Consider the following 26354-nt stretch of genomic DNA (forward strand, 5'->3'; position numbering starts at 1 on the left):
CCGGGGGGCGCCTTGCCCCCTCGGGTCCCGCCCGCCCTGCTAGGCGAAGCAACTGCGCAGCCGCGCCATGCCCGCCGCTGCCTCGGCCGCCATGCGGCGCACCACCTCGCCCGCCGGCTCCACCGCCTCGATCAGCCCGACGCTCTGCCCGGCCCAGACGAAGCTGTTCTCCAGGTCGCCGCGGTCGCTGCCGGCGCCGTTCACCTCGCCCAGCACCATGGGCAGGATCGCCTCCTTGCCGGCGCCCGCCGCCTCGGCCGCCAGGATGCGCTCGACATGCGCCGAGGCCAGTACGCGCCCCGGCGTGCCGAGCGTGCGCTTGATGATGCGGGTATCCTCCGGCCGCGCCGCGGCGAGCGCCTGCTTGTAGTGCTCATGCGCCCGCGCCTCGGTGGTGGCGACGAAGCGGGTGCCGACCTCGACCCCCTCCGCCCCCAGCGCCAGGGCGGCGAGCAGCCCGCGCCCATCGGCGATGCCGCCCGAGGCCAGCACCGGAATCCGCACCGCCGCCACCACGCGCGGCACCATCACGAGGGTCGTCTCGTCGCCGCGGCCGAGATGGCCGCCGCCCTCATAGCCCACCGTCGCCACCATGTCGGCGCCGGCGGCCTCGGCCTTGCGTGCCAGTTCCGGCCCGGCGGTGAGCACCAGGATGCGGGCGCCGCTGCCCTCGCAGCGGCGGATATAGGGGGCTGGGTTGCCGGCGGTGAGCGCGATCACCGGCACCCGCTCCTCCAGCGCCACCTCCAGCACCGGCTCCACCGCCGAGCGGCCGATCGGGATATTGACGCCGAAGGGCCGGCTGGTCAGCGCCCGGCAGCGGCGGATCAGCGCCCTGAGGTCATCGGGCGAGCAGAGCCCGCCGGCGCCGTCCTGGCCGGTGCCGGCGGAGGCGATCTGGCCGAGCCCCCCGGCATTGGAGACGGCGGCGGCAAGCTCCGCCGTCGCCACCCGCGCCAGCCCGCCCTGCACGATGGGGTAGCGGATGCCGAGCAGGCGCGTGACGCGCGTGTCGATGGCGGGCGGCGCCACCAGGGGCGGGGCCAGGGGAGTTGCGGTATCGGGCATGTCGGCTCCTATTCCACCTTGGCGCCGGAGGTGCGGACCGCCTCGGCCCATTTCGCCACCTCGGTGGCCAGGAAGGCACGCAATTCGGCCGGTGCCAGCGGCCGCGCCAGGGCGCCGATGCGGGCCACCCGGGCCTGGCCCTCGCCACCCGCCAGCGCCAGGCGGATGGCGGTGGCCATGGCCTCCACGATCTCGGGCGGCGTGCCGCGGGGGGCCAGCAGGGATTGCCAGGCCGTGACCTCGAAGCCCGGCAGCGGCACCGCCTCCGCTACCGTCGGCAGGTCCGGGAAATCCGGGTGCCGCGCCAGGGTGGAGATGCCGAGCGCCCGCACGCCGCCGGCCCTGATCTGCTGCGCCAGTGGCGGCAGGTTCTCGAACAGCGCCTGGACGCGGCCGCCCACCAGGTCCGTCACCGCCGGGGCGGAGCCGCGATAGGGCACATGCACCCCCTCCGCCCCCACCGTGCGCAGGAACAGCGCCATGGCGAGATGCGGAATGGTGCCGATGCCGGCCGAGCCATAGGTGATGCCGCCCGCCGAGCGGCGCGCCAGCTCCACGAACTCGGCCGCAGTGCGGGCCGGCACCGAAGGGTGCACCGCCAGCACGTTCGGCACCACGCCGAGCAGGGTGACGGGGGCGAAATCATGCAGCAGGTCGAAGGGAAGGTTGCGGTAGAGCGTCTGGTTGATGGCGGCGGCACCGGCCGCGACCACCAGCGTATGCCCATCCGGCGCGGCGCGGGCCACCGCCTCCATGCCGAGGTTGCCGCCGGCGCCGGGGCGGTTCTCCACCACGAAACTCTGCCTGAAGGCGGTGGTGAGGATCTGCGCGGCGACCCGGCCCAGCAGGTCGTTGGCGCCGCCCGGGGTGAAGGTGGAGACGATCCGCACCGGCCCCGCCGGCCAGCGCTGCGCCCGCACCGCAGGCGCGGCGAGCAACCCGGCCGCGGTGAGCAGGGCGCGGCGCCCAACCCCGCCCGATCGCCGGAGGGCGCCCGCGCCCGGAGGCGTGAATCGGTCGGGCTCAACCATGCTTCGCGCCCCGGATCATGTCGCGGGCGATCAGCACCTGCTGGATCTGGCTGGCGCCCTCGAAGATGCGGAAGAGCCGCACGTCGCGATAGAGCCGCTCCACCGGCGTGCCCTGCATGTAGCCGGCGCCGCCATGGATCTGCACCGCGCGGTCCGCCACCCGGCCCACCATCTCGCTGGCGAAGAGCTTGCAGCAGGCGATATCGGCAATGAGCGGCCCCTGCGCCTCGCCGGCGCGGTCGAAGGCGCGGGCGGTCTCCAGGATCATGCTGCGCGCCGCCAGCACCTCCGCCCGGCTATCCGCCAGCATGGCCTGCACGAGCTGGAATTCCGCGAGCGGCTGGCCGAACTGGCGGCGGTGCAGCGCATAGGCCAGCGCCTCCTCCAGCAGCCGCTGCGCCTGGCCGGCGCAGGTGACGGCGACATGCAACCGGGCGTGGTTGATGCCGCGCATGGCGGTCTTGAAGCCGCCACCCTCCCGCCCGCCGATCAGGTTGGCGGCGGGGATGCGGAGCCCATCGAAGAAGACCTCGCAGGTGGAGGACCCGTCCTGGCCCATCTTGCGGTCGGCCGGGCCGCAGCGCAGCCCCGGCGTGCCGGCCGGCACGATGAAGGCGGAGATGCCGGCGGCGTCGCGGCTGGCGGGATCGGTGCGCGCCATCACCACATAGACCTGCGCCTGGCGGGCATTGGTGATGTAGCGCTTCACGCCATCCAGCACGTAATCCTCGCCCTCGCGCCGCGCGCTGGTGCGGAGCCCGCCGGCATCGGAGCCCGCCTCCGGCTCGGTGAGGCAGAAGGCGGCGGTGGCCTCGCCGCTCGCCATGCGCGGCAGCCATTCCCGCCGCTGCTCCTCGGTGCCGTTGTAGAGGATGGGCTGGCTGCCGAGGCCGATGGTGGTGGAGAAGCGCGCCCGATAGACCGAGGAGGCGCGCGTCACCTCCAGCATCACCCGCACCTGCTGCTCCATGGTCAGGCCGAGCCCGCCATAGGCCGCGGGGATGGAGATGCCGAAGAGCCCGGCCTCGCGCAGCCGCCCGGTGAGGTCCTCGGGCAGCGTCTCCTCGCCCTCCAGGCGCGACTCCGCCGGGATCAGGCGTTCCGCGACCAGGCGGCGGATGCCGTCGAGATAGGCTGCGAATTCATCGGCATCCGGCCCGGCTTCGGCCAGGGGGACAGGGGTCGAGGCATGGGTCATGGGGGCGGTCCTGCCTGGCGCTGCGCCTGGCAGGATCGGTGCGGAGCGGCGGCGGGGTCAAGCCTTGCGCCTTCCTCCGGCCCTTCCTGCGCTCAGCCCAGCAGCCAGCGGAGGTCGATGACGAAATCCCGGAGCGCCAGCAGCAGGATGACCATCGCCACGATGATCATCAGCGGCCGGTCCGGCAGCCGTCGGGTGATCAGCGCCGCGAAGGGCGCCGCCAGCACGCCACCCAGCACCAGGCCGAGGATCACCGGCCACAGCTCCAGCCCGATGGTGGCGAAGAAGGCGCCGGAGATGCAGGCGGTGACGAAGAACTCCGCCGCATTGGTGGAGCCGATGGCATAGCGCGGCTGGTCGCCCCGGCCGATCAGGGTGGAGGCGACCAGCGGCCCCCAGCCGCCGCCGCCGACCGCATCCAGGAAGCCGCCCGAGAGGCCGAGCAGGGTGACGCTGCGCGGCGGCTGGTGCTCCCGCCGCACCTGCATCGCCCGCCACAGGATCAGGCCGCCCAGCACCATCAGATAGACGCTGACCGCCGGCCGCACGTAGCGGCCCGGCAGGTCGGAGAGCAGCCAGGCGCCGACCGCGCCGCCGATCATCCCCGGCACCGCCAGCCGCAGCATCATCCGCATCCGGACATTGCCGAGCCGCCAATGCGCGAAGCCCGAGGCGCCGGTGGTGAAGACCTCGGCCGCATGCACGCTGGCACTGGCCATGGCGGGGCCGACACCCACGCTCAGCAGCACGCTGGTGGCGGTGAGGCCATAGGCCATGCCGATCGCGCCATCGACGATCTGGGCGGCAAAGCCCACGGCGGCAAAGAGCAGCAGGTCCTCCATCATGTCGCGTCCCTCCTTGCTGGTGGGCGCCTCCTCTTCTCCTATTTATATACTAGAGATTGATTTCGTCCAGGGATTTTCTCTCACCCTGCCCTTTGCCGCCGCGGAGCCGGATCTGGCCGGGCCGCGCATGGCGGCCCCCGTGGCGCAGGACATGCGGCCACCGTTGGGCGGGAATGCAGGCCGCGCCGGGCATGATGCAGGAGGCAGCCTGCCCGGAAAGCCGGGCTGCCGGCGCCGGTCAGGGCAGGTCGGCCAGCCGCCGCTCCACCATGGCGCGCCAGGGCGCATCCGCCGGCGCATCCGCGACCAGTGCCCGCCAGACGGCCCGCGCGCCCTCCGGCCGGCCGGCACGGGCCTCGGCCAGGCCGGTGAGGAAGCGGAGGCCGATATGGCTGGGGGCCTGGGGCAGCGCCTCGGCCAGCAGCCGGGCGGCCTCCTCCACCCGCCCCTCCTCCAGCAGCACCTGCGCCAATTGGCCGGCAAGGTCGGCATCGAAGCCGCCGGCCAGCGCCCTGGCATAGGCCTCCGCCGCCGCATCCAGCCGGCCGCGGCTGCGCTCGGCATTGCCGAGCAGGATCTGGCCCTGCCGCGCCGCCTCGCTGGCGGGGTCGAGTGCCGCCAGCCGGCTCCGCAATAGGGCCAGCAGGGACTCGTCCCGCGCCGCCACCTGCTGCCGTTCCACATAGGGGGCGGAGGGCATGCCGGGCGTGCCCTGGAGCAGATAGAGCCCAAGCGCCAGCGCCGGAACCAGCGCCAGCACTGCCAGCAGGGGGGGCGCGGCCGGCCGTCCCGGCGGCGTGTTCCTCCGGTGCGGCCAGCAGGCGGCGCTGCACCTCGAGCGTCGCGGCGCGATGCGCGGCCTCGTCCAGCCGGCCCGCCGCGCGCTCGCGGTCGAGCTGCTGCAATTGCGCGCGGTAGAGGGCGAGGTCGGCCTCCCGCCGGCCACGGGCGCGGGCCGGGCGGAGCAGCACGAAGCCGAGCGGCGTCAGCGCCGCCAGGGCCAGCAGGCCAGGCAGAAGCCAATTCACGCGATCGGCCCATCCTCTATGCGGGCGAGGCGGGCGCGCTCGGCCTCGGTGAGTTCCGGGGATGCTTCCGGCGGCACGGCGGCGCGGCGGCGGCGCAGTGCCAGGATCGCCACCAGCCCCCCCCAGCAGCGCCACCGCCGGGCTGGCCCAGAGCAGCAGGGTGGCGGCAGTGAAGGGCGGCCGCAGCAGCACGAAATCGCCGTAGCGGTCATGCAGGTAGTCCACCACCTGGCGGTCGCTCCGCCCCGCCGCCACCTGTTCCCGCACGATGCGGCGGAGGTCGCGGGCCAGGTCGGCATCGCTGTCCTCGATCGACTGGTTCTGGCAGACCAGGCAGCGCAGTTCCCGGCCGATGGTGCGGGCGCGTTCCTCCTGCGCCGGATCCGGCAGTTGCTGGGCGGGGTCGCCCACGGCGGCGAGCGCCGGCCCGGCCAGGAGCAGGGCGAGAAGCAGGGCGCGGATCATGCGTGACGCCGCAGCAGCGGCTCCAGGTCCTGGCGCAGCGTGTCCTCGGTGATGGGGCCGGCCCAGCGCCAGCGGATCAGGCCGGATGGATCGACCAGATAGGTCTCCGGCACGCCATAGACCCCCCAGTCGATCGCCACCCGCCCCGGCTGGTCCACCCCGAGCCGGGTATAGGGATTGCCGTGGCGGCGCAGGAAGCCGAGCGAATCCTCGGGCTTGTCCTTGTAGGCGATGCCGAGCACCGGCACCCCCGCCCGCGCCAGCCGCATCAATTGCGGATGCTCGATCACGCAGGGCATGCACCAGGAGGCAAAGAAATTCACCAGCACCGGCCGGCCGCCGCCCCGCAGATCGGCACTGGCCAGCCCCGGGCGCTCCGCGCCTTCCAGCGGCGGCAGGGCGAAATCCGGCGGCGGCTTGCCGAGCAGGGCAGAGGGCACGCCGCGCGGGTCGTAGCTGCCGCTGCCGAGGCCGCGCAGCATGGCATAGAACCCGGCCCCGGCCACCGCGGCCAGGCCGAGCGGCGCCAGCAGCAGGGCGCGGCGGCGCCCGGGATTCGGCGCCGGGTCGGGCCTGGTTGCCTCGCTCATGCCGCCGCCCCCTCCTGCGCCGGCTTGGGCGCCAGCTTCGGCGCCGGCGCCGCCACGCGCATGCGGCGATCGGAGAGCGAAAGCCCGCCGCCCAGCGCCATGATGGCGGCGCCGAGCCAGATCCAGGGCGCCAGCGGATTGTGGTGCAGCCGCAGCACCGCCCCGCCGTCCCGCTCATCGCCCAGCACCGTGTAGAGATCGGCCAGCCAGGTGGTGTGGATGGCGGCCTCCGTGGTGGTCATGCGGCCCACCGGGAAGCTGCGCCGCTCCGGCTCCAGCACCGTCACGGGCCGGCCATTGCGGGTGACGACGAGGGTGGCGCGGCGGGCGCTGAAATTCGGCCCGGGCGCATCGCGCAGCGCCTCCAACCGGTAATCGTAGCCGGCGAGCGCCACGCTCTCGCCGGGCTTCAGCAGCGCCAGCCGGTCGGTGGCGAGGCCCATCCCGGCGAGCCCCAGGATCATCACCCCCATCCCGGCATGCGCCACCGCCCCGCCCCAGGCGGCGCGCGGCAGGCCGCGGGCGCGGGCGAAGGCGGCGCGCGGGCGGGAGAACAGCGCGATCCTGTCCGTGATATCCGCCAGCGCCCCCAGGATCAGCCAGGCGGCGGCGGCGAAGCCGAGCGCCGGGCCGAGCCGCTGCCCCTCCAGCGCCAGGCAGAGCAGCAGCGCGGCGAGCCCGCCGAGCGCCGCCCACCACAGCCGCTGCAAGGCCGGCCAGAGCCGCGCCCGCTTCCAGGGCAGCATCGGCCCCACCGCCATGGCGGCGACCAGCGGCACCGCCAGCGGCAGGGTGGCGCTGTTGAAGAAGGGCGGCCCGACCGAGATCTTCTGCCCGAGCAGCAGGTCCGCGAACATCGGATAGAGCGTGCCCACCAGCACCACCGCCGCGATCGAGCAGAGCAGCAGGTTGTTCAGGATCAGCCCGCCCTCCCGCGAGAGCGGCGCGAAGATGCCGGTCGGCGTCATCGCCGCGGCCCGCCAGGCAAAGAGCGCGAAGCCGCCGCCGATATAGAGCATCAGCAGCCCGAGGATGAAGACGCCGCGGGTCGGGTCGCTGGCGAAGGCATGCACGGAATTCAGCACGCCCGAGCGCACCAGGAAGGTGCCGAGCAGGGAGAGGCCGAAGGCGAGCAGCGCGAGGAAGACGGTCCAGGTCTTCAGCGCCTCCCGCCGTTCCACCACGGTGGCGCTGTGCAGCAGGGCGCAGCCGGCCAGCCAGGGCAGCAGGGAGGCGTTCTCCACCGGGTCCCAGAACCAGTAGCCGCCCCAGCCCAGCTCGTAATAGGCCCACCAGGAGCCGAGCGCGATGCCCAGCGTCAGGAAGCTCCAGGCCGCCAGCGCCCAGGGCCGCACCCAGCGCCCCCAGGCGGCATCGACCCGCCCCTCGATCAGCGCCGCGATGGCAAAGGCGAAGGTGACGGAGAAGCCGACATAGCCCAGGTAGAGCAGCGGCGGATGGAAGGCGAGGCCGGGGTCCTGCAGCACCGGATTCAGCCCCTGGCCATCCGCGGCCGGCGGCCAGACCCGGTCGAAGGGGTTGGAGGTGCCGAGAATGAAGGCCAGGAACCCCACCGCGACCAGCCCCAGCACCGCCAGCACGCGGGCCTGCAAGGCGCTCGGCAGGTTGCGCCCGAAGCTTGCCACGGCGCCGCCGCAGAGCGCCAGGATCAGCACCCAGAGCACCATGGAGCCCTCATGGCTGCCCCAGGTCCCGCTCAGCTTGTAGAGCAGCGGCTTCGCCGAATGGCTGTTCTGCACGACATTGGCGACCGTCGTGTCATTGACCGCGAAGCTCCACATCAGGCAGCCGAAAGCCGCCGCCACCGCCAGCAGCGTGCCGGCGGCGAGTGGCGCGGCGGCGGCCATCAGCCGCGGCGCCGCCCGCTGCGCGCCCCAGAGGCCGAATGCCGCCTGCGCCAGGGACAGCGCCAGGGCCAGGGCCAGCGCGAAATGGCCGAGTTCGGGAATCATGGCGCCTCGTCATCCGGCATGGGGGTAGGGGGCAGGTCGCTCATCCACCACTCCGGCCGGGCGGCAGGCGTTCGGGCTCCAGCGTGTTCCAGCTTGCCGCGGGCGGCGGCGCGCCCTGGTCCGGGTTCCAATGGCCGCTGCGCTTCAGCGCATCCGCGACCTCGGGCGGCATGTAGCTTTCATCGTGGCGGGCCAGCACCTCGCTGGCGCGGAACAGCCCGTCGGGGCCGAGCTTGCCGAGCGTCACCACCCCCTGCCCCTCGCGGAACAGGTCCGGCAGCACGCCGGCATAGGTGACGGGGACGGTGCTGGCGCCATCCGTCACCCGGAAGCGGGCGGCGGGGCGGCCATCCGGCGCCGTCTCACGCTCCAGGCTGCCGCTCTCGACCAGGCCGCCGAGGCGGAAGGCGCGGTCCGGCCCCGGTGCCTCCCGCGCGATGTCGGAGGGCGAGCGGAAGAAGACCAGGTTGTCCTGGAAGGCGGAAAGCGTCAGGGCGGTGGCGCTGCCGAGCCCGATGGCGCAGAGCAGCAGCAGATAAAGCCGGCGCCGCTTGCGGGTCATGGGCTGGTCCCCGGCCGGTTCGGTGCCCTGGATCTCACCGCATCCCGTTGCGCCCGCGGGTCGAGCAGCGCCAGCCGCCGCCGTGCCGCCCGGTGCCGCAGCGCCGCGCCCAGGCCGAGCGCGAGGAAGGTCGCCAGCACCAGCGCATAGCTCGCCGTGACATGCATCCAATGCACCGTCATGGCCGAGGCTCCGCCTCCGCCCGCCGCGCCGCCGCCATCTGCAAGGCCCGCACCCTTCGTTCCATCACCGCGGCCCGGGTCCGGGCCAGCACCACCGCCGCGAAGGCCAGGCTGAAGCCGAGCGCGCAGACCAGCAGCGGATAGAGGATATCCACATGCAGGGCCGGCGCATTGAGCCTGGTCAAACTGGCGGGCTGATGCAGCGTGTTCCACCAGTCCACCGAGAATTTCACCACCGGCAGGTTCACCGCCCCGATCAGCGCCAGGATCGCGCCCATCCGGGCGCCCCGCTCGGCATCGTCGAAGGCCCGCACCAGGGCGGCATGGCCGAGCCAGAGGAAGAACAGCACCAGCACGCTGGTCAGCCGCGCATCCCAGACCCACCAGGTGCCCCACATCGGCCGCCCCCAGAGGCTGCCGGTGGCGAGGCAGAGCGCCGTCACCGCCGCCCCCACCGGCGACAGCTCCCGGCAGGCGAGATCCGCCAGCGGGTGCCGCCAGACCAGCGCCAGGGCGGAGCCGATCGCCAGCCCCACATAGCCCCCCATCGCCAGCCAGGCCATCGGCACGTGCAGATAGAGGATGCGCACCGTCTCCCCCCTGCTGCCAGTCCGGCGGCGAGAAGGCCAGGGCCCAGGCCAGGCCGATGCCGAGCACCAGCAGCGCCGCCCCGGTCAGCCAGGGCAGGATGCGGCCCGAGAGCCGCAGGAAGCGGCCGGGATTGGCAAAGCGATGCAGGCTGCCGCCACGCGGGGCGGCGCCGGCCAGGGGAGCAAGGGGAGAGGGCAACGTGTTCACGCCGACAAACTAGGCGCGCATCGCTCAGGATTGAAGCATCCCATCAGGCAGATAATTCGGTCGGCGGGGATTCATAATCTGCGTATCCAGCAGAGCGCCTGTTAACCGGAGCGCTTAGGGCAAGTTATAAATCTGTACATTTTGGACGTTTATCGGGAAATAGGAGGTAGGCTTAAAATCAATCAGAGGTGCAATTCTCAAGAAATTCATGATTTCAAACGTAGCTTGTATCAATGAAGAATCCGAGCTGTTAGCGTCAGCACGGGTAACTGCAATGCCTGCCGCTTTTTGAGGATCTGTTGTTAAAATCCCATTCGAACCTTCACTAATATAACATAATGAAATGCCATTTATATCAGAATAAAGGTTTGGCCAGAGATGTTTTTCTGGGTGCGCAGCGAGAAACTCGCGTACGATCCGCACAACGCTTAACTCTGTCATTGACGATTGTGTGAAAATAGCACAAAATACCTGATGGTCGAATTTTTCCTTGTTAACATATACGTGCTCCATGAATACATCACCGTTGCCGTCCAGCTTTTCTTCAAAAGCTCCTACTATATAGTTCTTCCCTGAATTCGATCTATCAAGAGTTTTTACTGATTTAATATTATCCAATGCCTGCATAAGAATTTTTTCTTCCTCAATCGCAGATTTTATCTCTATGGCAGCTACTACGGATTCCACGACAAAATGCTTTATTCCCCCTATCTCAAATACCGGGTGATAGCCAGTGCGATATATGATAACATCTATTTGTTTACTTATATTGGCAGATGCATCAAATATAAATCCAGTGTCGATACCAAACTGTGCAGGCACAAAACGTCTCAGATAGGATTTTATAATTTCTTCTCTTGCTCGGCCGTTCTCGCCTGGATGAGTGATCTTAATTCACTAAATTTAAGGAGTTTAGTATTTCTTTGTTTAATGATGCCAGAATATTCTTCGTAATCATCTTTGAATTCCGACCGTCTTTGCTGTATCCGAATCCGGACGAAGGCAGCGGTGGATTTTATAATGGCGCATTGGCTGGTGAAAAGCGAACCGGAAGCCTTCTCCTGGGACCAGCAGGTGGCGCATGGCGTCGAGCCCTGGACCGGCGTGCGCAACGCCCAGGCCGCCAACAACCTGCAGGCGATGCGCCAGGGCGACCGCGCCTTCTTCTACCATTCCAATACCGGCCGCGAGATCGTGGGCGTGGTCGAGGTGGCGCGCGAGGCCTATCCCGACCCGACCGACGGGACCGGCCGCTGGGTCTGCGTGGACATGCAGGCCATCGGCCCCATGCCGCGGCCGGTGACCCTGGCCGCGATCAAGGCGGCGCCGGAACTCGAGGGGATCGCCCTGCTGCGGCAATCGCGCCTTTCCGTGATGCCGGTGGCGGCGGCGCATTGGGCCATGCTCTGCCGCATGGGGGGCTGGCCAGGGGGGGTAGGGGATGGAACTCGAAGGATCCTGCCACTGTGGCGCGGTGCGGTTCCGGCTGCGCTCGGCGCATCCCTATCCCTATCAGCGCTGCTACTGCTCCATCTGCCGCAAGACCCAGGGCGGTGGCGGCTATGCCATCAACCTCGGCGGCGAGGCGGCCAGCCTGCGCGTCACCGGCCGCCGGCATGTCGGCGTCTACCATGCGCGGATGCGGGAGGCGGGCGAGGCCCGGGCGCATCGCAGCCCGGGGGAGCGGCATTTCTGCACCCGCTGCGGCAGCGCGCTCTGGCTCTTCGACCCGCGCTGGCCGGAGCTGGTGCATCCCTTCGCTTCGGCGATCGATACGCCCTTGCCGGCGCCGCCGGAATCCACCCACATCATGCTGGACTTCAAGCCGGACTGGGTGGCGGTGACGCCCGGCCCGCGGGACAAGCGGCATGAGGGCTACCCGGCCGAGAGCATCGCCGAATGGCATGCGCGGCTCGGGCTGGCGGACAAGGACGAGCGGGAGGAATGACGGTTTGAAGGAAACGGAGCGGGTTCTCTGCCGCCTGGAGGACATCCCCGAAGGCGGCGCCCGCGGCTTCCCCGCCGCGCCTGGCGGCTTCACCGGCCTGTTCGCGGTGAGGAAGGGCGGCCGGGTCTTCGTCTATGTGAATTCCTGCCCGCATATCGGCCTGCCGCTGGAACCCCTGCCCGACCGCTTCCTGGACCACCGCAGGCAGGCGATCATCTGCGCCGCGCATGGCGCCCGCTTCCGCATCGAGGACGGCACCTGCATCACCGGCCCCTGTATCGGCGAGGCGCTGGAGGCGGTGGCGGCGCGGATCGAGGAGGGGCAGGTGGTGGTGCCGGCGGATGCGGGGTTGTGACGCGAAATTGCTGGCCGGCGAACCGCCCCGCCAAGGCAGCCGGCATGGAAGGGGGAGCGGCGCGGCAGGCGCGACCTCACAACCCCTTTACAACCTCCCCGCCTCCTGATTGACGCAACGCAAGGCGACATGGGCAAAATCCCGCCAGTCACAGAACCCGCCAAGGGAGGCCCAGCATGTCCGATGACGCCCTGATCGCCGTGAAGCCCGAGATCGCCGCCGGGGCCCTGGTGGACCAGTCCCGCTTCCAGGCCATGACCGCCGAGGCGGCGCGCGACCCGGAAGGCTTCTGGCGCCGGGAGGCGGGGCGCATCGCCTGGATGACGCCGCCGACGAAGATCAAGAACGTGGACTTCACCGGCGACGTGACCATCAAGTGGTTCGAGGACGGCGTGCTGAACGCCTCCGTCTCCTGCCTCGACCGGCACCTGGAAAGCCGCGGCGACCAGGTGGCGATCATCTGGGAAGGCGACGACCCCGCCAGCGACAGCAAGGTCACCTACCGGCAATTGCACGAACGCGTCTGCCGCCTGGCCAATGCCATGCGCGGGCTCGGCGTGAAGAAGGGCGACCGGGTCTGCATCTACCTGCCGATGATCGTGGAGGCGGCGGTGGCCATGCTCGCCTGCGCCCGGATCGGCGCGGTGCATTCCATCGTCTTCGGCGGCTTCTCGCCGGACAGCGTGGCCTCCCGCATCCAGGACAGCGAATGCGTGCTGCTGCTGACCGCGGATGAGGGCCGGCGTGGCGGCCGCAAGGTGCCGCTCAAGGCCAATGCGGATGAGGCGCTCGCCGCCTGCCCCTCGATCCGCCATGTGATCGTCGCGAAGAATACCGGCGGCACGGTGGCGATGCAGCCCGGCCGCGACCTGTGGTGGGAGGATGCCTGCGCCGGGCAGCCCGCCACCTGCGAGCCGGAGCGGATGGGCGCGGAGGACCCGCTCTTCATCCTCTACACCTCGGGCAGCACGGGGAAGCCCAAGGGCGTGCTGCATACCACCGGCGGCTACATGGTCTGGGCCAGCTACACGCATGATCTGGTCTTCGACTACCACCCCGGCGAGATCTACTGGTGCACCGCCGATGTCGGCTGGGTGACCGGCCACACCTATATCGTCTATGGCCCGCTCGCCAATGGCGCCACCAGCCTGATGTTCGAGGGCGTGCCCAACTACCCCGGCGTGGACCGCTTCTGGCAGGTGGTGGACAAGCACCAGGTCAATATCTTCTACACCGCCCCCACCGCGATCCGCGCCCTGATGCGCGACGGCGAGGCGCCGGTGAAGAAGCACAGCCGCAAGTCGCTCCGCGTGCTCGGCTCGGTCGGCGAGCCGATCAACCCGGAAGCCTGGCTCTGGTACTATCGCGTGGTCGGCGACGAGCGCTGCCCCATCGTGGATACCTGGTGGCAGACCGAGACGGGCGGCATCCTGATCTCGCCGCTGCCCGGCGCGGTGGCGCAGAAGCCCGGCTCCGCCACCCTGCCGCTGCCCGGCGTCTTCCCGGCGCTGGTGGATGGCGAGGGCAAGCTGCTGGAGGGCGTGGCCGAGGGCAACCTGGTCCTGACGGACAGTTGGCCCGGCCAGATGCGCACCGTCTATGGCGACCATGCGCGCTTCGTGCAGACCTATTTCGCCACCTTCCCCGGCATGTATTTCAGCGGGGATGGCGCGCGGCGGGATGCCGATGGCTATTGGTGGATCACCGGCCGCGTCGATGACGTCATCAATGTCGCCGGCCACCGCATGGGCACGGCGGAGATCGAATCGGCGCTGGTGGCGCATCCCAAGGTCGCCGAGGCCGCGGTGGTCGGCATGCCGCACGACATCAAGGGCCAGGGCATCTACGCCTATGTCACGCTGAAGACCGGCGAGGAGCCGAACGATGCGCTGAAGCGCGAATTGGTGGCCTGGGTGCGGAAGGAGATCGGGCCGATCGCCTCGCCGGACGCCATCCAATGGGCGCCGGGCCTGCCCAAGACGCGCTCCGGCAAGATCATGCGCCGCATCCTGCGCAAGATCGCCGCGAATGAGACCGAAGCCCTGGGCGACACCTCGACGCTCGCCGATCCCGGCGTGGTGCAGGATCTGGTGGAGAACCGGATCGCCTGACCAGGCCGGCGGCGCGGCCTTTCGGGGCCGCGCCGCCGCATGTCTTTCGCGCAACCTGCCGCGGTCTGTGCCCTGGGAGACAGACCCCAAGCTTTCGCCGTGCCAACGTTATCCAGCCGTGCAACGGCCGGGGTTCAGCATCAGGCCTCTCATCATCAGGGAGGTGGAGGCCAAGGAATGGATGGTGACCGGAGCCCGAGCCGCCTGGCCGGCACCGCGCCGCGCCCGAATACGGGCGCCTGCGGCAACCGCCTGCTGGATGCCATCCCGGCCGGCCGCTTCGCCCTGCTGGAGCCGCATCTCGAACGCATCACGCTCGCCCCCGGCCGGACGCTGTTCGAGCCTGGCGACGATGTCACCCACGCGCATTTCCCCTGCGGCGGCGCGGCGATCGCCCTGGTGACGGTGATGGCGGATGGCCGCACCGCGGAAGCCGCGGTGGTCGGCTGCGAAGGCGCGGTCGGCGTCATCATCAGCGCCGGCGACAAGCCGGCCTCCACCCGCGCCATGGTGCAGATGCCGGGCCATGCCCTGCGGCTGGAGGCGGCCCGGCTGGAGGATGCGAAGCAGGCCTCCGCCGCCATCCGCGACACGGTCAGCCGCTATGCCGATGCGCTGCTCGCGCAGGTGCTGCAATCCGTCGCCTGCAATGCGCTGCATCCGGTGGAGGAGCGCATCTGCCGCTGGCTGCTGAGCCTGCAGGACCGCGCCGGCACACCGGAACTGCCGGTGACGCAGGAACACCTGGCGGAACAGCTCGGGGTCCGGCGCACCACCGTGACCCGGGTGCTGGCCAGGCTGGAAGCAGCGGGCATGATCCGCGGCAGCCGCGGCAAGGTGGCGGTGGTCAACCGGCCGCGCCTCCGGCATGCCGCCTGCGAATGCTACCAGGCGGTCCGCGAGCATTTCTACCGGGTCGCACCGGGGCTCTATCCGATCGGTCCGGAGGAGCTGTGAAGGGAATGTGATGACGGGGCCGAAAGGCTCTGTCGCGTAACGGACAGAATGGTTGCCTCCTGCGGTGCTACAGCTTTGCGTGAGCGCATCGAGGCCCCGGCTTTGCCGTCATTCCTTCCCGGCTGTGACATAGCCCTCCCTGGGCCGGACCTGGCGGGCGCCACCGCAATGCGCGAGGCGGCGAGCCAGGCCGCATCCCGGCTCGCCCTGGCGCAGGCGGCGGCGGGGGCCGGCGCCTGGGAACTCGACCTCGGCACTGGCCGCCTCTGGCTGGACCCGGCCGGCCGTGCCCTGCACGGCCTCCCTCCGGGGCCGGAGGCAGCGATCGGCTTCGGCGATTTCCTGGCCCTGCTGCATCCCGAGGACCGGCAGGCGGCCGAGGCCGGCCTGCGCGGGGCGGCCGCCCAGGGCAGGCCCTGCCGCCTCCGCTACCGCATCCAGGCCGCGGCAGGCGCGGCGCCACGCTGGATCGAGTGCCACGGCGGCCGCCTGGAAGGTGCCCCATGGCCGGGAGCCGGCCGCTGCCTGGGCATCAGCCTCGATGTCACGGCGCAGCAGGCGGAGGAGGAAGGCGCCGTGCTGCGGATGCGGGAGGTGGACCACCGCTCCAGGAACACGCTCGCCACCGTGCAGGCCCTGCTGCGCCTCACCCGGGCGGAAACCCCGGAAGGCTATGCCCGCGCGCTGGAGGGCCGCATCGCCGCGCTCGGCCGGGCGCAGGCGCTGCTGGTGGCGGGCACCGGGCCGGAGCTGCGGGCCCTGCTGGAGGCCGAATTCCTCCCCTATCTCGGCAGCGCCACGGGCCGGCTGGGGCTCAGCGGCCCCGGCCTGGCGCTGGCGCCGGAGGCGGTGCAGCCGCTCTCCATGGCGGTACATGAGCTGGTGACGAATGCCGCCAAGCACGGCGCCCTGTCCTGCCCCGGCGGCCGCGTGGCGATCGAGTGGGCCATCACCGCCGAGGGCTGGCTGCGCCTCGAATGGCAGGAGACGGGCGGGCCGCCGCTGGTCGGGCCGCCGGGCCGCACCGGCTTCGGCTCCGGCCTGCTGCGCAGCCTGGCGCGGGTGCAGCTCGGCGGGTCGCTGGAAAAGACCTGGGAGGCCGCCGGGCTGCGCTGCCGGATCATGCTGCCGCCGCAGGCGCTGGAGCCGGGCTGATCGGCCTGTGGAATTCCATCTCCCCGAACAGGACGCGAACCGGAGTCCGGCCGGCCTGTCGCGAGGCACCGTGGAATCAAGCGCCTGCCCCGAGTCGCGGGAACGAATCGCCGACATGCGACTCGGGGCGGCCGTGCATCCGGCCGCCACAAGGGCTTGTGGGCATGACCGGTGCTCCACCACAACTCCGTTCGCGGTCTGGCCCCGCCGCGAATCGGGTGCGGCCCGGCGCCGCCGGGTTCAGAAATCGCTGACCCGGCCCTTCCTTTCCCAGTCGCCATAGCGGGTCGGTTCCGGCCCGGTCGGGCCGCCGATCTCCCGCATCCGCATCGGCGGATTGGTCGGCGGGTCGCCGGCAGGCGGCCGGGTGGGGTCGCCGGGGAGCGGCTGGTCCGGCTCGGTCGGGTCGGTGATCGGCGGCTCCGGCAGGTCGGGGCCGGGCGGCGGCGGCCGCACCGGGGGGAATCGGGGCGGGCGGATCGGGTGGCGGCAGCGGGTCGGACATTGTCATCCTGGTGATCGTCGTGGGATCGGGAGCGGGCGGGGTCGCCCCTTGTCTGGCTTGGGTCATGGTCATCATCTGGGGTCTCGCACCGGAATCGCGCCCCCTCAACGCAGCGGGGACAGCACGGGTGCGCCGAAAGAGGGGATCACTGCGAGATGGCCGGATACCTGCGGACCGCGATCCTGCTGGCGGGGCTCACCGCGCTGTTCATCGGCATCGGCTATGCGCTGGGCGGGCAGCAGGGGATGGTCATCGCCTTCCTCTTCGCCTGCGGCACCAATCTCTGGGCCTGGTGGAACAGCGACCGGGTGGTGCTCGGCATGCACAATGCCGAGCCCATCGCGCCCGAGAGCGCGCCGCGGCTGTTCCAATTGGTGCAGGGCCTGGTGGCACGGGCCGGGCTGCCGATGCCGGCGCTCTACGTGATCCATGAGGCACAGCCCAATGCCTTCGCCACCGGCCGCAACCCGGAGAATGCCGCGGTGGCGGTGAATACCGGCCTGCTCGACCTGATGACCGAGGAGGAAGTGGCGGGGGTGGTGGCGCATGAACTGGCGCATATCAAGCATCGCGACACGCTGCTCATGACCATCACCGCCACCCTCGCGGGCGCCATCGGCATGCTGGCGCAATTCGGCTTCCTCTTCGGCGGCCGCGACCGCGAGGGGAACCGCAGCCCCTTCGGCCCGCTCGGCGCGCTGCTGCTGATGATCGTGGGCCCCATCGCCGCGATGCTGGTGCAGATGGCGATCAGCCGCTCCCGCGAATACGAGGCGGACCGGCTGGGAGCGGAGATCTGCGGCGACCCGCGCTGGCTCGCCTCCGGGCTGCAGAAGCTGGAACACTACAAGCAAGGAATCGTGAACCAGACCGCCGAGGCCCATCCGGCGAGCGCGCATATGTTCATCGTCAACCCGCTTTCGGGCATCAGACTGGATAGTCTCTTCACCACCCATCCGCCGACCGAGGAGCGGGTGGCGCGATTGCTGGCCATGGCGCGGCCGCAGCAGGGCAGCGGCGGCTGGGGCGCGCCGCGGCCGACCCCGCCGCCGGGCTCCCCCTGGGGCGGCGGGCGGCGGAACCCCTGGGGGTAGCCAAGGGTTGACGGATCGGCCGGACGCGGCCAATCCCGGATCGTGTCCCCGTTCGTCCGCAGGCCCGCGCGTTGCGGTGCCCTCGCGGGCGAACCGCGACACCCGGCCATGGCACATCGGGCAATGATTTCGGGCAGGCCCGGTGACACAGCAACCAGCCCCGATCGGAGACAGCATCCAGATGTTCCGTGCAGCCGTCCCCCTCTCCATCGCCTCCGCCCTCCTGCTCGGCACTGCGCTGCCGGCCGCGGCGCAGGATGCCGCCGCCGGGCAGCGCGTGTTCAACCAGTGCCGCGCCTGCCACACGATCAACGAGGGCGGGCGCGCCGGGGTCGGTCCCAACCTGCATGGCGTGGTCGGGCGCAAGGCGGGGTCGATTGCCGGGTTCCGCTACTCCGCCAGCATGCAGGAGAAGGCCGCGGGCGGCCTCACCTGGGACGAGGCCACGCTGCGCGCCTATATCACCAACCCGAAGGCGATCGTGCCGGCGGGGTCCATGTCCTATCCGGGGCTGCGGAACGAGCAGCAGTTGAACGACCTGATCGCCTATCTCAAGCAGAACAGCTGAGCCGGAGTCCGGCCCTGATGGTCCGATCCTGACGCTTGGTCCCCAGGCGTCAGGTGAATCGGCCTACCAAACCAAGGCTGGTGATGCGAGTCCAACGGTCCTTTCCGTTGGACTCGCACCATCAGGTCCCGGCCGTTCCGCGGCCGGGGCAAGGGAGATCAAGGTCTTGCCGGCCTCAAGGCCTTGAGGCCGGCGCGCGTTTGCCCCGCCCGGCCCGGCCGGGCACACTTCCCCGAGGCCGATGCCCTGTCGCATCGCATCAGAGCGTTTTCCGTTCGCATTGGCTCACGGAAACCACTCTGGCCTTTGTTTTTTGCGAGCAAATACTCCGCCCGGGTGATTCCACCCGGACGGAGTTTGCTCTAGGGGAAGGAAACGGCGCATGGGGTTCCGCATCGCGATCATCGGTGCAGGCGCGGTCGGCTGCTATGCCGGCGCGCATATGGTGCAGGCCGGCGAGGACGTCACTTTCGTCGACATGTGGCCCGAGCATGTCGAGGCGATGCGGAGCCGCGGCCTGCGCATCACGCATCTGAAGGACGTGCCGGAATTCACCGTGCCGGTGCGGGCGCTGCACCTCACGGAATTGCAGGGGCTGAGCAAGGAGGCGCCGATCGACATCGCCTTCATCTGCGTGAAATCCTACGACACCGCCTGGGCCACCATGATGGTGCGGCAGTATCTCGCGCCCGGCGGCTTCTGCGTCTCGCTGCAGAATTGCATGAACGAGGCGACCATCGCCGAGGTGGTGGGCTGGGGCCGCACGCTCGGCGCCATCGCCAGCTCGATCACCGTGGAACTGGGCGAGCCCGGCCATGTCCGCCGCGCCTCCGGCAAGGGTGGCGCCGCGCATACCGTATTCCGCGTCGGCGAGGTGCATGGCCGCATCACCGACCGCGCGAAGGAGGTCGGAAGGCTCTGCGCGTTGTCCGACAGTTGCCTGGTCACCGCCAATCTCTGGGGCGAGCGCTGGTCGAAGCTGGTGACCAATGCCATGGCCAATGGCATGTCGGCCTGCACCGGGCTGGTGAGCAAGGAAATCCTCACCAACGACACCCTGCGGCAATTCACGGCGCGGCTCGGCAGCGAGGCGATCCGCGTCGGCCAGGCGCTAGGCTATGAGTTGGAGGAGATCCACCACATCGCCCCGGAGATCATCGCCCGCGCCGGCGAGGGCGATGCGGAAGCCCGGCAGATCTACGACGAGCACCGCCTGGCCGAGGCGCGCAAGCCCGGCGGCGGCGCGCACCGCCCCTCCATGGGCCAGGACATGGTGAAGGGCCGCCGCACCGAGATCGAATTCCTGAACGGCTTCATCGTGGACCGCGCCCAGGAGATCGGCATCGACACCCCGGCGAATGCGGCGCTCACCGCCATCGTCAAGCAGGTGGAGCGGGGCGAGTTGCAGCCGGACCCGCGGCATATCCTGGAACTCAGGCTGAATTAGAGCAGTTCGCGGACGGGCGTGAACGTCCGTCCGCGAAATGCCTTATCCCCGCCGTATCATCCGCCAGTAGAGCGGCCGCCGGCCCTCGCGCAGCGCCTTGGCCTCGTAGCGGGTGGGCGGCCAGCCCTCCGGGCGGGACTCCGCCGGCGGTGGCACCTCGAACAGGTCGGACTGCGCGAATACCTCGGCGACCCAGGCCTGATAGGTCGGGTCGTCGGTGGCGATGCGCCATTCGCCGCCGGGCCGGAGCACCCGCGCCACCACCGGCAGCATCGCCGGATGCACGAAGCGCCTTTTGGCATGGCGCGCCTTGGGCCAGGGGTCCGGAAACAGCAGGAACAGCCGGTCGAGGCAGCCCTCCGGCAGCAGCGCCAGCAGCCGGCGGGCATCCTGGTCCCAGATCCGGAGGTTTCCCGGCAGGGTCGTGCTGGCCTCACCGCCCTCCGGCAGCAGCCGGGCCAGCAGGGAGCAGAGGCCGTTCTCGAAGACCTCGCAGGCGATCAGCCCGGCGCCGGGATGCGCCGCCGCCTGGGCCGCCGCATGTTCGCCGCCACCGGACCCCACCTCCAGCCACAGCGCCTCGACCGGGGCAGCGAAGGCCGCGCGCGGCTCGGCCGCCTCTGCCGGGCCGAGCCGCAGCCGCGGCAGGGCGACGTCCAGCAGAAGCTGTTGCCGCGGCCGCAGCGGATGGCTGCGCCGGCGGCCATAGAGCCGGTCCGGGACACCTTCGGGCGTGTTCCGGGGTAGGGTCGGGTCGGGCTGGCTCATGCGGGCTCCAGAAACGCAAAGGGGCGGCGCACCGGCGCCGCCCCCCGCACAGGCACGGGTGTTGCGGTCAGCGGCCGAAGGCGCGCTTCAGGTCATCCGCCAGGTCGGTGCGCTCCCAGGTGAAGGTGCCCTTCTCCTCGTCCGGGGTGCGGCCGAAATGCCCATAGGCGGAGGTCACGGCATAGATCGGCCGGTTGAGGTGCAGATGCTCGCGGATGCCGCGGGGCGAGAGGTTGACCATCTCGTTCACCACCCGGGCCAGCTTCGTCTCATCCACGTCGCGGCCGGTGCCATGCAGGTCGAAATAGACCGAAAGCGGTTTGGAGACGCCGATGGCATAGCTCACCTGGATGGTGCAGCGGTCCGCCAGGCCCGCGGCCACCACATTCTTCGCCAGGTACCGGCAGGCATAAGCGGCCGAGCGGTCCACCTTGGTCGGGTCCTTGCCCGAGAAGGCGCCGCCGCCATGCGGGGCCGCGCCGCCATAGGTGTCCACGATGATCTTGCGCCCGGTCAGGCCGCAATCGCCATCCGGCCCACCGATGACGAACTTGCCCGTCGGGTTCACGTAGAACTCGTCCTCCCCGCACATCCAGCCCTTGGGCAGCGAGGTCTCCACGATCGGCCGCAGCATGCGCTTGATCTCGGCCTGGTCCAGATGCTCGGCATGCTGGGTCGAGACCACCACGCTGGTGGCGCCAACCGGCTTGCCGTCCACATAGCGGAGCGTCACCTGCGACTTGGCGTCCGGCAGCAGGCCGGCCACGCCCTTGTCGCCGTTGCGGCGCATCTCGCTGATCCGGCGCAGGATCAGGTGGGCGTAGTAGAGCGGCGCCGGCATCAGCTCCGGCGTCTCGCGGCAGGCATAGCCGAACATGATGCCCTGGTCGCCGGCGCCCTCGTCCTTGTTGCCGGCGGCGTCCACGCCCATCGCGATATGCGCGGACTGGGCATGCAGGTGGCATTCCACCTTGGCATTCTTCCAGGAGAAGCCTTCCTGGTCATAGCCGATGTCATGGATCGCCATGCGCGCCAGATGCGCCAGCAATTCCGGCGTCACGCTGTCCGGGCCGCGGGTCTCCCCGGCCAGGACGACGCGGTTGGTGGTGACCAGCGTCTCGCAGGCCACGCGCGAATAGGGGTCGGCGCCGAGGAAGGCGTCCAGCACCGTGTCCGAGATCCGGTCCGCCACCTTGTCCGGATGGCCTTCGGAAACGCTCTCCGAGGTGAAAAGGTACTCACCCTTGTCGCGCATGGCGATATTCGTCCTCTTGTCGCGCTGGGGGCCGGCAGCGCCCCGGAAGCTCTGGTGTCATGGGCCGCGCCGGCAGGGTCGGGCGCCTTCTCGCGGGCACCCGGCCGGGCGCCGTTCTTTCGCAGGGAGGGGCCGGGGGGTCAAGCGCAGACGCGGACCGGCCTATTCTTCCATCCCCAGCACATGCTTCATGTCATAGAGCCCCGGCGCCCGCCCCCGCAGCCACAGCGCGGCCCGCACCGCGCCCGTCGCATAGACCCGGCGGTCGAAGCTGCGATGGGTGATCGCAATCTGCTCGGAGGCGGCGGCAAAGAGCAGCGTGTGCTCGCCCACCACCTGGCCGCCGCGCAGCGCCGCGAAGCCGATGCTGCCGGTCCGCCGGGCGCCGCAATGCCCGTCCCGGCCGCTTTCCGTCCCGGCCGCCTCCAGGGTGGTGCCCCGGCCGCGCGCCACCGCCCGGCCGAGCGCCAGCGCGGTGCCGGAGGGGGCATCCACCTTCTGCCGGTGGTGCATCTCCAGGATCTCGGCATCGTAGGCTTCGGCCGGCAGGGCGGCGGCCATGCGCTCGGCGATGGCCAGGACCAGGTTCACGCCCGGCGCGAAATTGGCGGCATAAACGATGGGCACCTGCGCCGCCGCCCGGGCCACCGCCGCCTCATCCGCCGCCGAAAGCCCCGACGTGCCGAGCACCAGGGGCTTGCCCGCGGCGGCCGCGGCGGCGGCATGCGCGGCGGCGGTGGCGGCATGGGTGAAGTCGATCACCACATCGCTGGCGGCGAAGAGCGCGGCGGCATCCGGCAGCAGCGGCGCCGGGGTATCGCCCGGCGGGGCAGCGCCGGGACGGCCGAGGCCGCCGGCCAGGGTGGCGCCGGCCGCCACCGCCTCCTCCGCCAGCAACCGGCCCATGCGGCCGGTGATGCCGGCGATGCCGATCCGGATGGACATGTCCACGCTTCCCCGATCTCGCCCTGGCCGGAGACTCCTTCGGCGCGGCCGGGGGTCAAGCGGTGGCGTCAGGACAGGAAAAAGGGCGGCGCCGGAAGTTGCCGGGCGTCCGCCCATGGTCATGCCTGTGTTGGGGGGCGGGCGGCGGCGCGGGTGGGACCGCTTCCGCGCCGCCGCCTGCCTGGGCCGCCGCTGGGGGGAAGCGACGGTCCTCCACAGAACGTGGCGGCACGGGGGCGGTTCCCCGGCGATCGCCAGCAGGCCGCAATCGGGCCGGGGTCAGCGGCTGAGCCCGTCCCAGATTCCTTCACCTTGGTGAAGAACCCTTCGCTTTCCGGGCTGGAGCGGCCATCCTTCACCGCCTCGGCCTCGAATTCCTCCAGCAGGTCGCGCTGCCGCTTGCTCAGGTTCTGCGGGGTCTCCACCGCCACCTGCACATACATGTCGCCGCGCGTGGCGCTGCGCAGCACCGAGAAGCCCTTGGCGCGCATACGGAACTGGTCGCCGGTCTGGGTGCCGGCCGGGATCGTCACCCGCGCCCGCCCGCCATCCACCGTCGGCACCTCCACCTGGCCGCCCAGCGCCGCCTGGGTCATCCGCAGCGGCACGCGAACGAAGATATTGGCGCCGTCCCGCTGGAACAGCGGATGCGGCCTGATGCCCACATCCACATAGAGGTCGCCCGCGGGGGCGCCGCGCAGCCCAGCCTCGCCCTCCCCGGTCAGGCGGATGCGGGTGCCATCCTCCACCCCCGCCGGGATGCTGACATTGAGCGTGCGGTCGCGCTGCACGCGGCCGGCGCCCTGGCAGACCTTGCAGGGATTCTTGATGGTGCGGCCGGAGCCGCCGCAGGTCGGGCAGGTCCGCTCGATCAGGAAGAAGCCCTGCTGCGCCCGCACCTTGCCCGCGCCCTGGCAGGTGGCGCAGGTGGTGGCGGCGGCCGAGCCGCTTTCCGCGCCGGTCCCGTTGCAGGCCTCGCAGGAGACCGAGGAGGGCACGCGGACGGTCTTCTTGGTCCCGGCGAAGGCTTCCTCCAGCCCGATCTCCACATGGGTGCGGAGATCGGCGCCGCGGCCGGAGGCCTGGCGCTGCCGTCGGCCGCCACTGGCGCCGAAGCGGCCGAACATCTCCTCGAAGATGTCCTCGAAGCCGCCGCCGAAGGGATTGCCGCCCTGGAAGCCGCCGGCTCCGCCGCCGCCCTGCTCGAAGGCGGCATGGCCGAAGCGGTCATAGGCGGCGCGCTTCTCGGCATCCTTCAGGATGTCATAGGCCTCGTTCACCTCCTTGAAGCGGCCCTCGGCGTCCTTGTCGCCGTGGTTCCGGTCAGGATGGTTCCGCATCGCCTGGCGGCGATAGGCCTTCTTCAGATCGTCCTCGGAGGCGTCCTTCTGGACACCGAGGATCTCGTAGAAATCACGCTTGGCCATGGCCGAGCCCGTATCCCCCCTGGGGAGCGATGCGCTGTCAAGCCGCGCCGCGGATACGCGAACGCCCGGTCCCCGAAAGGAACCGGGCGCCGCCGGTCACGCGGTTACGCGACGGTTCCGAAAGGTCAACCCGATTTCTTCTTGTTCGGGTCCACTTCCTCGAAATCGGCATCCACGACCTTGTCGGAGCCGCCGCCGGGCTGGCCACCGCCACCGCCGCCGCCGGCCTGCTCGCCCGCGGGCTGCGCTTCCGCCGCCTGCGCCTTGTAGAGCGCCTCGCCCATCTTCATGGCCGACTGGGACAGCCGCTCCCCGGCCTCGCGGAGCGCGGCGGCGTCCTGGCCTTCCATGGCGGTGCGGGCGGCGGCGAGCGCGGTCTCGACCTCGGCCCGCTCGGTGGCCGGGATCTTCTCGGCATTCTCCTTCAGCGTCTTGTCGGTGCTGTGGATCAGCGCCTCCAGCTGGTTGCGCGCCTCCACCGCCTCGCGGCGCTGCCGGTCGGTCTCGGCATTCGCCTCGGCCTCCTTCACCATCCGCTCGATGTCGCTCTCCGACAGGCCGGAGCGCGCCTGAATCTTGATCTGCTGCTCCTTGCCGGTGGCCTTGTCCTTGGCCTGTACCGAGACGATGCCATTGGCGTCGATGTCGAAGGTGACTTCCACCTGCGGCACGCCGCGCGGCGCCGGCGGGATGCCCTGGAGGTCGAAATTCCCCAGCAGCTTGTTGTCCGCCGCCATCTCGCGCTCGCCCTGGAACACCTTGATGGTGACCGCGGTCTGGTTGTCGTCGGCGGTGGAGAAGACCTGGCTCTTCTTGGTCGGGATCGTGGTGTTGCGGTCGATCAGCCGGGTGAAGACACCGCCCAGCGTCTCGATGCCAAGGCTCAGCGGCGTGACGTCCAGCAGCAGGACATCCTTCACCTCGCCCTTCAGCACGCCGCCCTGGATGGCGGCGCCGATCGCGACCACCTCGTCCGGGTTGACGTTGCGGGCGGGGTCCTTGCCGAAGAAGCCCTTCACCGCCTCGATCACCTTGGGCATGCGGGTCATGCCGCCGACCAGGATTACCTCGTCCACCTCGCCGGCCTGCATCCCGGCATCCTTCAGAGCCTGCTTGCAGGGCTCGAGGGTACGCTGGATCAGGTCATCCACCAGCGCCTCCAGCTTGGAGCGCGTCAGCTTCATGACCAGGTGCTTCGGCCCGGAGGCATCGGCGGTGATGAAGGGCAGGTTGATCTCGGTCTCCTTGGCGGAGGAGAGCTCGATCTTGGCCTTCTCGGCGGCTTCCTTCAGCCGCTGCAGCGCCAGCTTGTCGCCGCGCAGGTCGATGCCCTGCTCGCGCTTGAACTCGTCCGCCAGGTAGTCGATGACGCGCTGGTCGAAATCCTCGCCGCCGAGGAAGGTGTCGCCATTGGTGGACTTCACCTCGAAGACGCCGTCGCCGATCTCCAGGATCGAGATGTCGAAGGTGCCGCCGCCGAGGTCATACACGGCGATGGTGCCGACATGCTTCTTGTCCATGCCATAGGCGAGGGCGGCCGCGGTCGGCTCATTGATGATGCGAAGCACCTCAAGACCCGCGATCGAGCCGGCTTCCTTGGTCGCCTGGCGCTGGGCGTCGTTGAAATAGGCGGGGACGGTGATGACCGCCTGCGTCACCTTCTCGCCGAGATAGGCCTCGGCGGTTTCCTTCATCTTGGTGAGGATATTGGCGCTGATCTGCTGCGGCGCGTATTTCTGGCCATCGACCTCCACCCAGGCATCGCCGTTGTCGGCGCGCACGATGTGGTAGGGGACGAGGCCCATGTCCTTCTTCACCATCGGGTCTTCGAACCGACGGCCGATCAGGCGCTTCACGGCATAGAGGGTATTGTTGGGGTTGGTCACCGCCTGGCGCTTGGCGGCCTGGCCGACCAGGCGCTCGCCGTTCTTGGCGAAGGCGACCATGGAAGGGGTGGTGCGGGCCCCCTCGGCATTCTCGATGACCTTGACTTCCTTGCCTTCCATCAGGGCAACGCAGGAATTGGTCGTGCCGAGGTCGATACCGATAACCTTGCTCATCCGTAGTGCTCCTTTGCGG

Annotated in this window: 24 protein-coding genes and 4 pseudogenes; 9 read left to right on the top strand and 19 right to left on the bottom strand. The window is 70.3% G+C overall.

What is annotated here, in order from left to right; all coding sequences use genetic code 11:
• Positions 1 to 39: 39 nt before the first annotated feature.
• The 13 genes and pseudogenes from KSF81_RS01490 to KSF81_RS01550 form a co-directional block, all read right to left on the bottom strand.
• Positions 40 to 1068: a nitronate monooxygenase family protein gene (locus KSF81_RS01490; protein WP_217377427.1), complete on the bottom strand. Its 1029-nt coding sequence runs from the start codon at positions 1066 to 1068 to the stop codon at positions 40 to 42.
• A gap of 8 nt (positions 1069 to 1076) precedes the next feature.
• Positions 1077 to 2099: a tripartite tricarboxylate transporter substrate binding protein gene (locus KSF81_RS01495; RefSeq protein ID WP_217377428.1), complete on the bottom strand. Its 1023-nt coding sequence runs from the start codon at positions 2097 to 2099 to the stop codon at positions 1077 to 1079.
• On the bottom strand, positions 2092 to 3297 hold the full coding sequence (locus KSF81_RS01500; RefSeq protein WP_217377429.1) for an acyl-CoA dehydrogenase family protein: 1206 nt from the start codon (positions 3295 to 3297) through the stop codon (positions 2092 to 2094). Before KSF81_RS01500 ends, KSF81_RS01495 begins: the two co-directional genes overlap by 8 nt.
• Before the next feature lie 92 nt (positions 3298 to 3389).
• On the bottom strand, positions 3390 to 4142 hold the full coding sequence (locus KSF81_RS01505) for a sulfite exporter TauE/SafE family protein (RefSeq protein WP_217377430.1): 753 nt from the start codon (positions 4140 to 4142) through the stop codon (positions 3390 to 3392).
• 238 nt (positions 4143 to 4380) lie between these two features.
• Positions 4381 to 4902, bottom strand: coding sequence for a tetratricopeptide repeat protein (locus tag KSF81_RS01510; RefSeq protein ID WP_217377431.1), 522 nt, complete (start codon positions 4900 to 4902; stop codon positions 4381 to 4383).
• A gap of 79 nt (positions 4903 to 4981) precedes the next feature.
• A pseudogene (ccmI, locus tag KSF81_RS31780) lies at positions 4982 to 5170 on the bottom strand (c-type cytochrome biogenesis protein CcmI); the annotation flags it as partial.
• Positions 5167 to 5635 (bottom strand): annotated as a pseudogene (locus tag KSF81_RS31785) (cytochrome c-type biogenesis protein). The pseudogenes KSF81_RS31785 and ccmI, both read right to left, overlap by 4 nt.
• Positions 5632 to 6225 (bottom strand): DsbE family thiol:disulfide interchange protein, encoded by a 594-nt coding sequence (locus KSF81_RS01525; protein ID WP_217377432.1) that lies wholly within the window; start codon positions 6223 to 6225, stop codon positions 5632 to 5634. The pseudogene KSF81_RS31785 and the gene KSF81_RS01525 overlap by 4 nt, the downstream one beginning before the upstream one ends.
• Entirely contained in the window at positions 6222 to 8198 is a 1977-nt protein-coding gene (locus KSF81_RS01530; protein WP_217377433.1) for a heme lyase CcmF/NrfE family subunit, read from the bottom strand. The genes KSF81_RS01525 and KSF81_RS01530 overlap by 4 nt, the downstream gene beginning before the upstream one ends.
• 40 nt (positions 8199 to 8238) lie before the next feature.
• Complete coding sequence (gene ccmE, locus KSF81_RS01535; protein ID WP_217377434.1) at positions 8239 to 8760, bottom strand: cytochrome c maturation protein CcmE; 522 nt, start codon at positions 8758 to 8760, stop codon at positions 8239 to 8241.
• On the bottom strand, positions 8757 to 8942 hold the full coding sequence (locus KSF81_RS01540; protein ID WP_217377435.1) for a hypothetical protein: 186 nt from the start codon (positions 8940 to 8942) through the stop codon (positions 8757 to 8759). Before KSF81_RS01540 ends, ccmE begins: the two co-directional genes overlap by 4 nt.
• A pseudogene (locus KSF81_RS01545) lies at positions 8939 to 9710 on the bottom strand (heme ABC transporter permease). Before KSF81_RS01545 ends, KSF81_RS01540 begins: the two are co-directional and overlap by 4 nt.
• A 144-nt stretch (positions 9711 to 9854) precedes the next feature.
• On the bottom strand, positions 9855 to 10634 hold the full coding sequence (locus KSF81_RS01550) for a DUF6602 domain-containing protein (protein ID WP_309139689.1): 780 nt from the start codon (positions 10632 to 10634) through the stop codon (positions 9855 to 9857).
• Between the two features lie 126 nt (positions 10635 to 10760).
• Here KSF81_RS01550 and KSF81_RS01555 point away from each other — a divergent pair.
• The 6 genes and pseudogenes from KSF81_RS01555 to KSF81_RS01580 all read left to right on the top strand — a co-directional run.
• Positions 10761 to 11165 (top strand): annotated as a pseudogene (locus KSF81_RS01555) (EVE domain-containing protein); the annotation flags it as partial.
• A gap of 16 nt (positions 11166 to 11181) precedes the next feature.
• Positions 11182 to 11688 carry a GFA family protein gene (locus KSF81_RS01560; RefSeq protein WP_217377437.1) on the top strand — a complete coding sequence of 169 codons (507 nt, stop codon included), beginning with the start codon at positions 11182 to 11184 and terminating at the stop codon, positions 11686 to 11688.
• Positions 11689 to 11692: 4 nt separating this feature from the next.
• On the top strand, positions 11693 to 12043 hold the full coding sequence (locus KSF81_RS01565) for a Rieske (2Fe-2S) protein (RefSeq protein WP_254453310.1): 351 nt from the start codon (positions 11693 to 11695) through the stop codon (positions 12041 to 12043).
• Between the two features lie 176 nt (positions 12044 to 12219).
• Positions 12220 to 14154 (top strand): acetate--CoA ligase, encoded by a 1935-nt coding sequence (gene acs / locus KSF81_RS01570; RefSeq protein ID WP_217377439.1) that lies wholly within the window; start codon positions 12220 to 12222, stop codon positions 14152 to 14154.
• Between the two features lie 177 nt (positions 14155 to 14331).
• The gene (locus KSF81_RS01575) at positions 14332 to 15111 is read left to right on the top strand and encodes a Crp/Fnr family transcriptional regulator (RefSeq protein WP_217377440.1); all 780 of its coding nucleotides are present in this window, start codon (positions 14332 to 14334) and stop codon (positions 15109 to 15111) included.
• 168 nt (positions 15112 to 15279) lie between these two features.
• Entirely contained in the window at positions 15280 to 16266 is a 987-nt protein-coding gene (locus tag KSF81_RS01580) for a sensor histidine kinase (RefSeq protein ID WP_217377441.1), read from the top strand.
• Positions 16267 to 16506: 240 nt separating this feature from the next.
• Here the strand turns inward: KSF81_RS01580 and KSF81_RS01585 are convergent, their stop codons facing one another.
• Positions 16507 to 16722 carry a DUF1674 domain-containing protein gene (locus tag KSF81_RS01585; protein WP_309139439.1) on the bottom strand — a complete coding sequence of 72 codons (216 nt, stop codon included), beginning with the start codon at positions 16720 to 16722 and terminating at the stop codon, positions 16507 to 16509.
• Between the two features lie 204 nt (positions 16723 to 16926).
• On the opposite strand from KSF81_RS01585, the gene htpX reads away from it, so the two are divergent.
• The 3 genes from htpX (at position 16927) to KSF81_RS01600 (ending at position 19880) form a co-directional block, all read left to right on the top strand.
• The gene (gene htpX / locus KSF81_RS01590) at positions 16927 to 17865 is read left to right on the top strand and encodes a zinc metalloprotease HtpX (RefSeq protein ID WP_217377442.1); all 939 of its coding nucleotides are present in this window, start codon (positions 16927 to 16929) and stop codon (positions 17863 to 17865) included.
• A gap of 181 nt (positions 17866 to 18046) precedes the next feature.
• Entirely contained in the window at positions 18047 to 18433 is a 387-nt protein-coding gene (locus KSF81_RS01595; RefSeq protein ID WP_217377443.1) for a cytochrome c family protein, read from the top strand.
• Positions 18434 to 18815: 382 nt separating this feature from the next.
• Positions 18816 to 19880: a ketopantoate reductase family protein gene (locus KSF81_RS01600; RefSeq protein WP_217377444.1), complete on the top strand. Its 1065-nt coding sequence runs from the start codon at positions 18816 to 18818 to the stop codon at positions 19878 to 19880.
• Positions 19881 to 19922: 42 nt separating this feature from the next.
• Here KSF81_RS01600 and KSF81_RS01605 read toward each other — a convergent pair whose 3' ends face one another.
• The 5 genes from KSF81_RS01605 to dnaK all read right to left on the bottom strand — a co-directional run bounded on the left by KSF81_RS01605 (position 19923) and on the right by dnaK (position 26335).
• Positions 19923 to 20648: a tRNA (guanosine(46)-N(7))-methyltransferase TrmB gene (locus KSF81_RS01605; RefSeq protein WP_217377445.1), complete on the bottom strand. Its 726-nt coding sequence runs from the start codon at positions 20646 to 20648 to the stop codon at positions 19923 to 19925.
• 67 nt (positions 20649 to 20715) lie between these two features.
• Positions 20716 to 21903 (bottom strand): methionine adenosyltransferase, encoded by a 1188-nt coding sequence (gene metK / locus KSF81_RS01610; RefSeq protein ID WP_217377446.1) that lies wholly within the window; start codon positions 21901 to 21903, stop codon positions 20716 to 20718.
• Between the two features lie 162 nt (positions 21904 to 22065).
• Positions 22066 to 22848, bottom strand: coding sequence for a 4-hydroxy-tetrahydrodipicolinate reductase (dapB, locus tag KSF81_RS01615; RefSeq protein WP_217377447.1), 783 nt, complete (start codon positions 22846 to 22848; stop codon positions 22066 to 22068).
• A 119-nt stretch (positions 22849 to 22967) separates the two neighbouring features.
• A complete protein-coding gene (dnaJ, locus tag KSF81_RS01620; RefSeq protein WP_217377448.1) occupies positions 22968 to 24275 on the bottom strand; it encodes a molecular chaperone DnaJ in 1308 nt (435 codons plus the stop codon).
• 125 nt (positions 24276 to 24400) lie between these two features.
• A complete protein-coding gene (gene dnaK / locus KSF81_RS01625) occupies positions 24401 to 26335 on the bottom strand; it encodes a molecular chaperone DnaK (protein ID WP_217377449.1) in 1935 nt (644 codons plus the stop codon).
• Positions 26336 to 26354: the final 19 nt, after the last annotated feature.

This window comes from Siccirubricoccus sp. G192 (assembly GCF_019084075.1).
In the GTDB taxonomy this organism is placed as follows: Bacteria; Pseudomonadota; Alphaproteobacteria; order Acetobacterales; family Acetobacteraceae; genus G192.

What these genes read in the sequence shown, in the direction of transcription:
- metK (WP_217377446.1), bottom strand. Translation starts at nt 21,903, where the DNA reads ATGCGCGACAAGGGTGAGTACCTTTTCACCTCGGAGAGCGTTTCCGAA.
- KSF81_RS01600 (WP_217377444.1), top strand. Translation starts at nt 18,816, where the DNA reads ATGGGGTTCCGCATCGCGATCATCGGTGCAGGCGCGGTCGGCTGCTAT.
- KSF81_RS01490 (WP_217377427.1), bottom strand. Translation starts at nt 1,068, where the DNA reads ATGCCCGATACCGCAACTCCCCTGGCCCCGCCCCTGGTGGCGCCGCCC.
- KSF81_RS01575 (WP_217377440.1), top strand. Translation starts at nt 14,332, where the DNA reads ATGGATGGTGACCGGAGCCCGAGCCGCCTGGCCGGCACCGCGCCGCGC.
- acs (WP_217377439.1), top strand. Translation starts at nt 12,220, where the DNA reads ATGTCCGATGACGCCCTGATCGCCGTGAAGCCCGAGATCGCCGCCGGG.
- KSF81_RS01595 (WP_217377443.1), top strand. Translation starts at nt 18,047, where the DNA reads ATGTTCCGTGCAGCCGTCCCCCTCTCCATCGCCTCCGCCCTCCTGCTC.
- dnaJ (WP_217377448.1), bottom strand. Translation starts at nt 24,275, where the DNA reads ATGGCCAAGCGTGATTTCTACGAGATCCTCGGTGTCCAGAAGGACGCC.
- ccmE (WP_217377434.1), bottom strand. Translation starts at nt 8,760, where the DNA reads ATGACCCGCAAGCGGCGCCGGCTTTATCTGCTGCTGCTCTGCGCCATC.
- KSF81_RS01560 (WP_217377437.1), top strand. Translation starts at nt 11,182, where the DNA reads ATGGAACTCGAAGGATCCTGCCACTGTGGCGCGGTGCGGTTCCGGCTG.
- KSF81_RS01505 (WP_217377430.1), bottom strand. Translation starts at nt 4,142, where the DNA reads ATGATGGAGGACCTGCTGCTCTTTGCCGCCGTGGGCTTTGCCGCCCAG.
- KSF81_RS01530 (WP_217377433.1), bottom strand. Translation starts at nt 8,198, where the DNA reads ATGATTCCCGAACTCGGCCATTTCGCGCTGGCCCTGGCCCTGGCGCTG.
- KSF81_RS01495 (WP_217377428.1), bottom strand. Translation starts at nt 2,099, where the DNA reads ATGGTTGAGCCCGACCGATTCACGCCTCCGGGCGCGGGCGCCCTCCGG.
- htpX (WP_217377442.1), top strand. Translation starts at nt 16,927, where the DNA reads ATGGCCGGATACCTGCGGACCGCGATCCTGCTGGCGGGGCTCACCGCG.
- KSF81_RS01580 (WP_217377441.1), top strand. Translation starts at nt 15,280, where the DNA reads ATGCGCGAGGCGGCGAGCCAGGCCGCATCCCGGCTCGCCCTGGCGCAG.
- KSF81_RS01605 (WP_217377445.1), bottom strand. Translation starts at nt 20,648, where the DNA reads ATGAGCCAGCCCGACCCGACCCTACCCCGGAACACGCCCGAAGGTGTC.
- dapB (WP_217377447.1), bottom strand. Translation starts at nt 22,848, where the DNA reads ATGTCCATCCGGATCGGCATCGCCGGCATCACCGGCCGCATGGGCCGG.
- KSF81_RS01540 (WP_217377435.1), bottom strand. Translation starts at nt 8,942, where the DNA reads ATGACGGTGCATTGGATGCATGTCACGGCGAGCTATGCGCTGGTGCTG.
- dnaK (WP_217377449.1), bottom strand. Translation starts at nt 26,335, where the DNA reads ATGAGCAAGGTTATCGGTATCGACCTCGGCACGACCAATTCCTGCGTT.
- KSF81_RS01500 (WP_217377429.1), bottom strand. Translation starts at nt 3,297, where the DNA reads ATGACCCATGCCTCGACCCCTGTCCCCCTGGCCGAAGCCGGGCCGGAT.
- KSF81_RS01525 (WP_217377432.1), bottom strand. Translation starts at nt 6,225, where the DNA reads ATGAGCGAGGCAACCAGGCCCGACCCGGCGCCGAATCCCGGGCGCCGC.